We start from the raw sequence: 12653 nt of genomic DNA on the forward strand, positions 1-12653 counted from the left end.
TTACTTGGGTCGCTTTGTACCATACTTTGATCGGCCTTGACGGCGATCCTGAACACCTTGGGTATCTAAAGTACCACGTATAACGTGATAACGAACACCAGGAAGGTCCTTAACACGACCGCCTCTGATTAGCACCACGGAATGCTCTTGAAGATTGTGACCTTCTCCAGGAATATAGCCGGTTACTTCAAAACTATTCGATAATCTGATACGTGCAACTTTCCGCAGAGCCGAGTTAGGCTTTTTTGGTGTCATTGTACTGACACGCGTGCAAACACCTCTTTTCTGTGGACAAGACTGCAAAGCAGGAACCTTATTCCGTTCCACTTGAGGCTTCCGCGGCTTCCGAATCAATTGACTTATCGTCGGCATTCAAAACTTCCTTTTTATTGGCTGTAATCCAGCAACACAAGCTACAAACTTATGCAATCACACACCCTCAACAGAGCTACATTAAAAAAACACTGCCAAGCCAGGCTTGAACAGCATATAACGCAGTAAACGAAGCGGATACTACATCTCTGCGTGCCCCTGAGTCAAGAGGCAATGCACTCCTTTAGCAATTTTTATGTCGCGGCCTGCTAAAGGAGCTCTCTAACCATTTGAAATCCCGCAGATTTGCGCCGTCTAAGCGACCCCTTCTACAGATGATGACCCACCACCCGACTGCGCCAACGAAAGGACTCGATCCTTTTCAGCAGCGACACGCTTTTTCTCGGTTAACATCTTCCCAGTTCCAATGGGGATGAGACGTCCAACAATAATATTTTCCTTCAGTCCAACAAGATTATCCACTTTTCCTGACACGGCAGCATCGGTCAAGACTCGTGTTGTCTCTTGGAAAGACGCTGCAGAGAAGAATGAACGCGTCTGTAGAGACGCCTTCGTTATTCCCTGCAATACAGGAGATGCTTTTGCGGGTCTCAAGCCTTCTTTCTCGGCCTTTTCATTTTCTTCCAAAAATTCAGCCTTATCAATAAACTCACCAACAAGCAGCATGGTCTCACCTGGATCAACCACTTCTACCTTTTGAAGCATCTGCCGGGCAATAACCTCAATATGCTTGTCGTTGATCTTCACACCCTGAAGTCGATACACTTCCTGGATTTCATTAATAAGATAATTTGCAAGGGCCTCCACTCCCATGATCCTCAAGATATCATGGGGGGCGGGGTTTCCATCAACAAGGGAATCACCACGGCGGACAAATTCACCTTCTTGAACAGCTATGTGCCTTCCCTTAGGGACCAAATACTCTGTTGGTGCCTCATTTTCGTCATCAGGAATAACAACCAGGCGTTGCTTTGTCTTATAGTCCTTGCCAAATTCAACACGACCATCACATTCACTAAGAATTGAGCTGTCTTTCGGGCGACGTGCTTCAAACAATTCAGACACCCTAGGAAGACCACCGGTGATATCTCTTGTTTTGGAAGACTCTCTCGGCAATCTGGCCAAGACTTCACCAGCTTTCACTGTTGCCCCATTCTCCACATTCAGAATAGCATCGACCGACAAGTAGTACTTGGCTTCCATTCCATTGGCAAGTTTGATGGGCTTTCCTTTTTTGTCACGCAATACGATATGCGGCCTCAAAGAAACACCGCGAGCCTGTTGACGCCAGTCCACTACCACACGGTTGGTAATTCCAGTTGCCTCATCCATGATTTCACGCAAGGAAAGGCCATCTGTAAGATCCATATAGTGAACAATTCCTTCTTGTTCTGTAAGAACGGGCATTGTATATGGATCCCACTCGGCGAGTTTCTTATCCTTTTCAACTTTATCGCCCTCTTTAACAAACAGTTTTGCTCCGTATGGAACCTTATGTTGAGAACGTACACGTCCACCTGCATCCTTAAGAATTACTTCACTATAGCGACCCATCACAATATCTTCGCCGTCAGCATTCTTAACAATATTATGGTTTGCAAATGCGATGATAGCTGGGAATGGCGCTTCAACACTGGATTGCTCAATTTCTCTCTTCGCCGTTCCGCCAATATGGAACGTTCTCATGGTAAGCTGCGTTCCTGGCTCACCAATTGACTGAGCCGCGATCACTCCCACGGCTTCACCCACATTCACATTGGTCCCTCTCGCAAGATCTCGACCATAACAAAGGGCACATATGCCTGCACTTGCCTCACATGTGAGAGCAGATCGGACAATAACATCAACGATGCCTGTCTTTTCAACGGCTTCGGCCGTAGGTTCATCTACCATTACTCCCTTAGCAACAATCAACTTGTTGGTAACAGGATCCGTAATATCAGCACAAACAACGCGTCCCAAAATTCGGTCTGACATGGAAGCAATCACGTTTCCACCTTCCATCACGGTTTGAATGCCGATTCCTTTTTCAGTACCGCAATCATTCTCCAAAATGACACAATCTTGCGCCACATCAACGAGACGACGTGTCAAATAGCCCGAGTTAGCCGTTTTCAAAGCCGTATCAGCAAGACCTTTTCGCGCTCCGTGAGTAGAGTTAAAGTATTCCAGAACGCTCAGGCCTTCTTTAAAGTTTGAGATAATGGGTGTTTCAATAATTTCACCAGAAGGTTTCGCCATCAATCCACGCATACCAGCAAGCTGTTTCATCTGAGCGACAGAGCCTCGAGCACCTGAATGGGCCATCATGTAAACAGAGTTTACAGGCTCACCCTTTTTCGTCTCAGAGATAGCCTTCATCATGGCCTCAGCCACAAGGTCACTACAATGGGACCAAATGTCCACGACCTTGTTATATTTTTCACCTTGTGTGATAAGACCGTCCTGGTATTGCTTTTCGTACTCGGCAACTTTTGCAGTAGTTTCTTCTATAAGTTTTTTCTTTGCTTCGGGAATAATCAAATCATTCATACCAAAGGAAACACCTGAAGAGGAAGCATAGGAAAAACCAATTCCCATAACCCGATCTGCGAAAATTACCGTTTCTTTTTGACCACAGTGACGGTAAACAGCGTCAACCATGGAGCTAACATCTTTAGAAGTCAAAAGTTTGTTGATCAAAGAAAAATTAACTTTTGGATTACGAGGAAGAATCTCAGATAACAGCATACGACCAGGTGTTGTCTCAACGGTCTCTACCGTAGGATTCCCATCCGCGTCCACTCCCTTATAGCGAGCCTTTATCTTCGCGTGCAGGGACACTGCTTTTTCGTCCAAGGCTTTTTCAATCTCACCGATGGAAGCAAATAGCGTACCCTCACCCTTCTCATCTTCACGTTCCATGGTAAGATAGTAAAGACCTAGCAAAATATCCAAAGAAGGAACAATGATGGGCTTACCACTGGCAGGACTCAAAATGTTGTTGGTAGACATCATCAGAACGCGTGCTTCCAACTGGGCTTCAATGGAAAGAGGTACGTGGACTGCCATTTGGTCTCCGTCGAAGTCAGCGTTAAAAGCCGTACAAACGAGCGGATGCAACTGAATGGCCTTACCTTCGACAAGTACAGGCTCAAAAGCTTGAATTCCAAGTCTATGAAGGGTCGGTGCACGGTTCAGAAGAACTGGATGTTCACGAATCACTTCTTCCAAAATATCCCATACTTCTGGTCGCGCTTTTTCAACCATCCGTTTGGCAGCTTTAATAGTTGTAGCCAAACCATACTTTTCAAGTCGAGAATAAATAAAAGGCTTAAATAGCTCTAGGGCCATTTTCTTGGGAATACCGCACTGATGGAGCATTAGATTAGGCCCCACCACGATCACAGAACGCCCGGAATAGTCTACACGCTTTCCAAGAAGGTTTTGACGGAAACGCCCCTGTTTTCCCTTCAGCATATCAGCCAAGGACTTGAGAGGACGTTTGTTCGTACCAGCAATTGGTCTAACACGGCGGCTGTTGTCAAAAAGAGCATCAACAGATTCCTGAAGCATGCGCTTTTCGTTTCGAATAATAATATCTGGCGCCTTAAGATCGAGGAGTCTCTTCAAACGATTGTTTCTGTTAATCACCCGTCGATATAGATCGTTCAGATCAGAAGTTGCAAAGCGACCCCCATCCAACGGCACCAATGGGCGCAACTCAGGAGGAATAACCGGCAGAACTTCAAGAATCATCCATTCAGGACGTGTCCCCGACTTAAGGAATGGCTCTATAATTTTCAGGCGCTTCACTAATTTCTTGCGGCGCACTTCAGAACCGGTCTCTTTAAGCTCTGCACGAAGTTTTACCCGTTCGGCGTCCATATCAACGGAAGCCAACAAAGTACGTACAGCTTCTGCACCAATACCCGCCGTAAAAGCATCTTCCCCGTATTCGTCCTGAGCCTCAATGTACTCTTCTTCAGAGAGAAGCTGGTTCATCTTCAAAGGCGTCAAGCCTGGCTCAATCACCACATAGTTTTCAAAATAGAGAACGCGCTCCAGGTCCTTTAGCGTAATATCGAGCATCAATCCAATACGGGAAGGAAGCGACTTAAGGAACCAAATGTGAGCCACTGGTGTGGCCAACTCAATATGACCCATTCTCTCACGACGAACCTTCGCCATGGTTACTTCGACGCCACACTTTTCACAGACAACGCCGCGATATTTCATCCGCTTATATTTACCGCAGAGACATTCATAGTCTTTGGTAGGACCAAATATTCGCGCACAGAACAAGCCTTCACGCTCCGGACGGAAAGTTCTATAGTTGATCGTTTCGGGCTTTTTTACTTCCCCAAATGACCAAGATCTAATTTTTTCTGGACTCGCGATTGAGATCCTAATTTGATCAAAGTTCTGTGGATTCGTGTTCTGACCAAGTATATTTAGCATTTGATTGCTCATGGATGACTCCTGATTACGCAAACTTACTTTTCATAAAAAGAACCCCTATTTGGTTCCTTTAAATTCCATATCCATTCCAAGGGACCGAAGCTCTTTCACGAGAACGTTGAAAGATTCCGGAATACCTGGCTCAAAATTAGTATCGCCACGGATGATTGCTTCATAAAGCTTTGTCCGTCCGTTAACATCGTCCGACTTAACAGTAAGCATTTCTTGAAGAGTATAGGCAGCACCATAGGCCTCTAGAGCCCAAACTTCCATTTCTCCAAAACGCTGTCCACCGAACTGGGCCTTACCACCCAAAGGCTGTTGGGTCACAAGACTGTAAGGGCCGATAGAACGAGCATGAATCTTATCATCTACCAAGTGATGCAGTTTCAAAATATATATGTATCCAACTGTCACTTTTCGGTCGAGTTTTTCTCCAGTCAAACCATCATAAAGAGTCTCTTGCCCTGTAGGATCCAAATTGGCTTGCTTAAGCAACTCAATGACATCACTTTCATGAGCACCATCGAAAACAGGAGTAGCCATAGGAACCCCTGGCGTTAGATTCTTCCCTAATTCCATAAGATCATCATCATTCATGGCCTTTATGGTGCTTAAGTCTGTCTTATCTGAATAAACAGTATCCAAAAACTTTCGGAGCTCTTTAACAGACTTTTCATCTTTTTTGGCCTTATCGGAAGAGTTGCGCTGGACATTATTTACCAACTCACCGATTTGCTTTCCTAGACCAGCTGCAGCCCAACCCATGTGAGTCTCAAGAATTTGCCCTACGTTCATACGAGATGGGATTCCCAATGGGTTTAAGATAATATCCACAGGCGTTCCATCTTCCAGGTAAGGCATATCTTCCACCGGAACAATCTGGGAAATAACACCCTTGTTACCATGGCGACCAGCCATCTTGTCACCTGATTTTATCTTACGCTTAACAGCCACGTAGACCTTGATCATCTTCATGACACCTGGCAACAACTCGTCTCCACGACGAATTTTCTCTACTTTGTCACTGAAACGCTCTTCAATATACTTAATGCTCTCATCAATTTGCTTTTTGAGAGATTCGATATCTTTCATCTTCTTGTCATTTCCAATGACAATCTGACGCCACTGACCTTTTGTAAACTTAGAGAAAACATCTTCTTTAAGCTCGGTCCCTTTCTTCAAGCCTTTAGGACCACTCACAGCCTTTTCGCCTTTAAGAAGTCCTTTCAACCGATCGTTGAAACTGCCTTCCAAAATGGCGCGCTCAGCATCCTTATCCTGGGCAAGACTCTCGATTTCTTCCTGCTCAATCGCCAAGGACCTCTCGTCTTTTTCAATACCCCGACGCGAAAAGACGCGTACATCTACGACGGTTCCACCACCACCGGGAGAAACACGTAAGGAGGTATCACGTACATCAGAAGCCTTTTCTCCAAAAATCGCCCGCAGAAGCTTTTCTTCCGGCGTCATGGGAGATTCACCCTTTGGCGTCACTTTACCCACAAGAACATCGCCTGGATGAACTTCAGCCCCGACATGAACAATACCTGCTTCATCTAGATTTCTAAGACTTTCTTCACCAACATTAGGAATATCACGAGTTATATCCTCGCTTCCTAATTTGGTATCTCGGGCCATTACTTCAAATTCTTCGATATGGATAGAAGTAAAAACATCCCCACTAACGAGACGCTCAGAAATAACAATAGAGTCCTCAAAGTTATAACCGTGCCATGACATAAATGCCACAAGCACGTTCCGGCCTAGTGCCAATTCTCCTAAGTCAGTTGAAGGCCCATCAGCAATAATATCATCTGCCTTTACCTTATCTCCAACCTTTACCAATGGAAGTTGGTTAATACACGTATCTTGGTTAGATCTTTGGAACTTCTCCAAATTATAAATATCAACACCGGCCGCCGAGTGAGAAGTCTCCCCCGTTGCCTGAACAACGATTCGGCTAGCATCAACCTGGTCAACAACCCCCTCGCGCTTAGCAACAATGGTTGCGCCAGAGTCTCTTGCAACCGCCGCTTCCATGCTGGTTCCAACAAGAGGCGCCTGAACACGCAATAGAGGAACGGCTTGCCGTTGCATGTTTGATCCCATCAATGCACGGTTAGCATCGTCATTTTCCAGGAAAGGAATCAGTGAAGCTGCCACAGAAACAAGTTGCTTTGGCGAAACGTCTATAAGATCTATGTCGCCTGCAGGCACATTCTCAAATTCACCTTGCCGGCGGCAACTAACAAACTCAGTGGCAAAACGATTATCCGAAGTCAGCTCAGCATTACTCTGGGCAATGGTATGTCTTTCTTCTTCCATAGCAGAAAGATAGACAACATTATCGGTTACTTTCTTCTTTTCAACCTTTCGATATGGGGTCTCAATGAACCCATATTTGTTGATTCGCGCAAAGGTGGAAAGAGAGTTAATCAAGCCAATGTTCGGACCTTCAGGTGTTTCAATGGGACATATCCGACCATAGTGAGTCGGATGCACGTCACGCACTTCAAAGCCCGCACGCTCACGTGTTAGACCCCCTGGGCCCAAAGCAGACAAGCGCCGCTTGTGAGTAATTTCTGAAAGCGGATTGGTTTGGTCCATAAATTGCGACAACTGTGAAGACCCAAAGAATTCACGAATGGCCCCAACAACAGGCTTAGCATTGATGAGATCATGGGGCATTACTGTATCGATTTCGAGAGAACTCATGCGCTCACGAATAGACCTTTCCATCCGTAGAAGCCCAATACGTAGTTGATTCTCCAGCAATTCTCCAACAGAGCGGATACGCCTGTTCCCCAAATTGTCAATGTCATCAACATTTCCTCTACCATCCTTCAAATCCAAAAGAATTTTTAAGATTGCAAGAATGTCATCTTTCCGAAGGGTTCGGATACTGTCTTCTGTTTCAAATCCCAGACGGGCATTCATTTTGACACGACCAACAGACGATAGGTCATATCGGTCATTTGTGAAAAAGAGACCGTTAAAGAGTGCTTCAGCACCTTCCAACGTTGGTGGCTCACCCGGACGCATAACACGGTAGACATCCATAAGAGCTTCTTCTCTATTTGAATTCTTATCCGCAGCAAGGGTATTTCGAATATAGGGGCCAACGTTTATGTAATCGATGGCAAGCACTGGAATAGACGTGATTTTTGCCTTATCAAAACTCTTAAGCAGCTCTTCACTAATTTCATCACCAGCCTCAGCCAGGACTTCACCAGTTGACGCATTGATTGTGTCTTGGGACAAAAACTTGCCGATTATATCATCGGCGGGCAAACGAATCTTTTTAAGACCATCTTCTTGAAGTTTCTTGGCAAGTCGTGGGGTAATCTTTTTTCCGCCCTCTACAACTGCTTTACCTGTCTTAGCGTCAACTAGGTCTCTAATGAGCTTGATACCTAGCCACTGATCAGGATGGAATTCGGTTTCATATCCCTCCTTATTACGCTTATAGGTGACTGAATCATAAAAGGTACCAAGTATCTCTGCTTTCCCCATGCCCGTAACTTCGCTAGGATCAAGCTCTTTACCCTTCTTCTCTGCTTCAAGGCGCAGCTTGTGTGTCTGAAAGCTATCCAAACACATCAAAAAGGACGTCACTGGTAGTTTACGGCGACGATCTATTCGAACAAACATTAAGTCCTTAGCATCAAACTCAAAGTCCAACCAAGATCCACGATATGGAATGACGCGCGCAGCAAATAGATACTTACCAGACGAATGAGTCTTACCACCGTCATGGTCAAAGAAAACACCTGGAGAACGATGCATCTGGGAAACGATAACCCGCTCCGTTCCATTGATAACGAAGGTACCATTCCCAGTCATAAGCGGGATATCACCAAGGTATACATCTTGTTCTTTGATATCTCTTATGGAACGTGCTTCACTTTCTTCATCAATATCCCACACAACGAGGCGTAAAGTCGCCTTCAGAGGCGCAGCATACGTTATGTCGCGCTGCTGACATTCCTCAACATCAAACTTTGGATCCCCAAAATCAAAACTGACAAACTCAAGCTGAGAGCGACCAGAATAATCTTTAATGGGAAAAACAGAATGCAGAACCTCTTGCAGGCCAATATTTTTCCGCTTTTTAGGAGAAACATTCGTCTGTAAAAATTTTTCGTAAGATGACTTTTGAACCTGGATTAAGTTGGGCATTGGCACAACTGATGAAATGCGCCCAAAGCTTTTGCGAATTCGTTTCCGTTCCGTAAATGACTTCGCCATGTATGATCCTCTACGCCTTATATGTTATGATTGAGGAATATTCCTCTACATCACCCTAAACTATAAATACACTTAAAGGAGAGGCAGACATGCCACCTCTCCTGACTTACTTCGAATAAGGTATCGCCTTATGACAACTCAACAGTTGCACCGGCTCCTTCAAGCTGAGCTTTGAACTTTTCAGCTTCATCCTTGTTTACGCCTTCTTTAATTGCTTTTGGCGCGCCATCAACAAGATCTTTTGCCTCTTTAAGTCCCAAGCCTGTAATCGTGCGAACTTCTTTAATCACAGCGATTTTTTTATCTCCGGCACTCTTCAAGACAACATCAAACTCAGTCTTTGCTTCAGCAGCACCCGCAGCATCACCACCACCAGCTGCTGCAACAGCAACAGGAGCCGCCGCAGATACGCCCCATTTTTCTTCTAAAAGCTTGCTCAACTCGGCAGCTTCAATAATTGTTAGCTCTGACAAACTGTCCACAATCTTTGCTAAATTAGCCATATTTCTCTCCTCTTTACATCTTCTAACAGAAAGCCCTTTTGCTTTCTCTATTACGTTTAACTATTCCCATAAGCCGAACACACACGGGCTACTTGCTCTGCAGGGATCTTCACAATACGTGCAATTTGAGTTGCTGGCGCTGAAATCACAGCAATAAGTTGGGAACGAAGCTCATCCAATGAAGGAAGCTTAGCCAACTGCTTGATCTCATTTTCGTTAAGTACCTTGCCATTCAAGATACCGCCAACAATCGACAACTTATCATTATCATTTGAAAAGTTAACGGCTACCTTAGCAGCAGCTACCGGATCAGACGATGTTGCCAAAGCCATGGGCCCCTTAAAAAAAGGCTCCAAGTCCTCAAAGTTAGTTCCCTTAACAGCAATACGAGCCAATGTGTTTTTAATCACCTTATAGGACGCATCTGCTTCTCTCATCTTAAGACGAAGATCTGTTGCCTCAGCAACAGAAAGACCAACCTGCCGTGTTACCACTGCAAGAGATGACTCCGTTAAGTTCTGATGAAGAGAAGCTACTTGCTTTTCCTTCGTCGATCGATCCACTTGATCGTCTCCTTGCTCATCGCGTTGTTGTACTGGCGACAAAGACTCCCGAAAGAATCAATGCCAACTTCCTGTCCCAGAAGTTTTGACCAACACCCGATGATGGTTTTGGACGTACTCCCGTTTCATGTTGGCATCTTCAAAAGACATTAAGGCAAAAATGCCACCTACAATCTCGAACAGAGTCGCGTCCTACTCACTTGTAAAAGTCAGAAGACGCAATAGTTGGAAACTATTACGCCATCCTCACCTAAAAATCAAGATCTATTTTTCATATTTTGCAAAGTAGTTCTGGCAAAACATGAAACATGTAGATCTCTTACTTTCCACTACCGTGCTCGACTTTGACCCCAATGCCCATTGTCGAGCTTATGGCTATCCTCTGAATGTAAGTTCCCTTAACACCACTGGGGCGTGCTTTAGCCACCGTATCAATAAAAGTTTGCACATTTTCAACCAACTTTTTCTGATCAAAACTGGCTTTGCCTACTCCGGAATGAACGATGCCCGTTTTTTCGGCCCTATACTCGACTTGGCCACCTTTAGCAGCCTCGACAGCCTTTGCAACATCCGTGGTTACCGTTCCTAATTTCGGATTTGGCATTAGCCCACGAGGCCCAAGAACTTTACCAAGACGTCCAACAAGAGCCATCATATCAGGAGTTGCAATACAACGATCAAAATCCATTTTGCCCTTTTGGACGGTCTCAAGCAGGTCTTCGGCTCCAACAATGTCGGCACCAGCTTTCTTAGCTTCCTCTGCTTTTGCATCCTTTGCAAAAACGGCGACGCGCAAAGTTTTTCCAGTCCCATGGGGAAGTTGAATCACGCCTCGAACATTCTGATCAGCCTTACGGGGATCCACATTAAGATTCATGGCAATTTCAATGGTTTCATCAAATTTTGCCTTCGCACGTTCTTTCACCATTTTCACAGCTTCATCAAGAGAATAGGTTTTCTCTAAATCTATTCCTTCGTGAGCTTTCTTAAGTCGCTTTCCAAGTTTTGCCATGATCTTACCCTACAACCTCTATATTCATTGAGCGCGCAGACCCTCTGATCATCTCACAGGCTGCCTCAATATCGTTCGCATTCAAATCGGACATTTTTTGTTCCGCAATCTCTTTAACTTGCTTTGCTGTAATTTTAGCAACTGGATCTCCTCGTCCAGGCGTTGAAGATCCCTTGGAAACTTTTGCCGTTTTTTTCAAATAGTATGATACAGGCGGCTTTTTCGTCGTAAATGTAAATGTACGATCGGCATAGGCCGTAATCACAGTTGGAATTGGAGCTCCGGACTCAAGCTCCTGTGTCTGAGCATTAAAAGCCTTACAAAATTCCATAATATTGAGTCCCCTTTGACCCAATGCAGGACCAACGGGCGGTGACGGATTGGCTTTACCAGCCGGCACCTGCAGTTTTATGTAACCAACAATCTTTTTCGCCATAAATTACCTCATAAATTGAGCTTATGGTACGATCCTGGCCGGATCTCCCATAAATTAATTAATCGAGCTTTTCAACTTGTGTGAAATCTAGATCCACCGGCGTTGAACGCCCAAAAATGGAAACAGACACTTTCAAGCGTGTCTTTTCCTCTTCGATATCTTCCACCACTCCGTTAAAAGTATTGAAAGGACCATCACAAACACGAACTTGCTCTCCAATTGAAAAATGAACAATCATTTTGTTAGAAGAACCCCCTTCCTCTACTTGAGTCAGGATCCGCTGCGCTTCAGCTTCGCTAATTGGACTCGGCTTTCCTCTTGCTCCTAGAAATCCAGTCACTTTCGGAACATCTGTAACCAAATGCCAAGTCTCATCCTTCAAATCCATCTTCACAAGGACATAGCCAGGGAAAAACTTCCTCTCAGCATTCACCTTGTTCCCACGTCGAATCTCTATAACATCCTCCGTAGGCACCAGAACTTCAGAAAATTTAGATTGGAGGCCCTTCTTTTTGGCCTGCTCTTCAATGGCCTCAGCCACCTTTTTTTCAAATCCAGAATAAACGTGAACAACGTACCAATGATGCCCTTCAGCCATTTCCTTACATCCCCCACCCTAAAATAAACCGAACAATTTTTGAAAGAACCTGGTCTACCAAAAGGAAAAACACCGCTGCCAACGCAACCATGATCATAACCATAATTGTTGTAACAACTGTTTCTTTCCGAGTCGGCCACGTTACCTTTGAGACTTCCTGGCGGACTTCACGGGAAAATTCTATGGGATTCTTCATTTCTAACCATTAATTAATAAACATTCGATATGACATACATAACTTATAACAATAAATCAAGTGTTGGCAGGAGTGGAGGGTCTCGAACCCCCAACCTCCGGTTTTGGAGACCGGCGCTCTAGCCAATTGAGCTACACTCCTAAAATTGAGTAAAAATAAAGAGGTGCTTTCGACACCCCTTTATTTTTTTCTCAAATTTTCTACTTGAGGACCTTGGTAACAACACCAGCACCAACCGTATGACCACCTTCACGGATGGCAAATCGAACACCATCATCCATCGCAATCGGCGCTATCAAGACTACTTTCACCTTTACCGTA

General features: G+C 44.8%; 10 protein-coding genes and 1 tRNA gene. All 11 read right to left on the reverse strand.

Annotated elements, in window-relative coordinates:
• Window positions 1-372, reverse strand: a complete 372-nt coding sequence (locus HOL16_03245; GenBank protein ID MBT5389712.1) for a 30S ribosomal protein S12 — start codon at window positions 370-372, stop codon at window positions 1-3.
• A gap of 255 nt (window positions 373-627) precedes the next feature.
• Window positions 628-4785, reverse strand: coding sequence for a DNA-directed RNA polymerase subunit beta' (rpoC, locus tag HOL16_03250; GenBank protein ID MBT5389713.1), 4158 nt, complete (start codon window positions 4783-4785; stop codon window positions 628-630).
• A 45-nt stretch (window positions 4786-4830) separates the two neighbouring features.
• Entirely contained in the window at window positions 4831-9024 is a 4194-nt protein-coding gene (rpoB, locus tag HOL16_03255) for a DNA-directed RNA polymerase subunit beta (GenBank protein MBT5389714.1), read from the reverse strand.
• Window positions 9025-9152: 128 nt separating this feature from the next.
• Entirely contained in the window at window positions 9153-9527 is a 375-nt protein-coding gene (gene rplL, locus HOL16_03260) for a 50S ribosomal protein L7/L12 (GenBank protein MBT5389715.1), read from the reverse strand.
• A 56-nt stretch (window positions 9528-9583) separates the two neighbouring features.
• The gene (gene rplJ / locus HOL16_03265; protein ID MBT5389716.1) at window positions 9584-10090 is read right to left on the reverse strand and encodes a 50S ribosomal protein L10; all 507 of its coding nucleotides are present in this window, start codon (window positions 10088-10090) and stop codon (window positions 9584-9586) included.
• 319 nt (window positions 10091-10409) lie between these two features.
• On the reverse strand, window positions 10410-11102 hold the full coding sequence (gene rplA / locus HOL16_03270) for a 50S ribosomal protein L1 (GenBank protein ID MBT5389717.1): 693 nt from the start codon (window positions 11100-11102) through the stop codon (window positions 10410-10412).
• Window positions 11103-11106: 4 nt separating this feature from the next.
• Window positions 11107-11538: a 50S ribosomal protein L11 gene (rplK, locus tag HOL16_03275; GenBank protein MBT5389718.1), complete on the reverse strand. Its 432-nt coding sequence runs from the start codon at window positions 11536-11538 to the stop codon at window positions 11107-11109.
• A 58-nt stretch (window positions 11539-11596) separates the two neighbouring features.
• A complete protein-coding gene (nusG, locus tag HOL16_03280; protein MBT5389719.1) occupies window positions 11597-12136 on the reverse strand; it encodes a transcription termination/antitermination protein NusG in 540 nt (179 codons plus the stop codon).
• Between the two features lie 4 nt (window positions 12137-12140).
• Window positions 12141-12332, reverse strand: a complete 192-nt coding sequence (secE, locus tag HOL16_03285; GenBank protein MBT5389720.1) for a preprotein translocase subunit SecE — start codon at window positions 12330-12332, stop codon at window positions 12141-12143.
• A 64-nt stretch (window positions 12333-12396) separates the two neighbouring features.
• A tRNA-Trp gene (locus HOL16_03290) sits at window positions 12397-12473 on the reverse strand.
• 59 nt (window positions 12474-12532) lie between these two features.
• A partial coding sequence (locus HOL16_03295; GenBank protein MBT5389721.1) for an elongation factor Tu occupies window positions 12533-12653 on the reverse strand: 121 nt, incomplete at its 5' end.

This window comes from Alphaproteobacteria bacterium (assembly GCA_018662925.1).
In the GTDB taxonomy this organism is placed as follows: domain Bacteria; phylum Pseudomonadota; class Alphaproteobacteria; order 16-39-46; family JABJFC01; genus JABJFC01.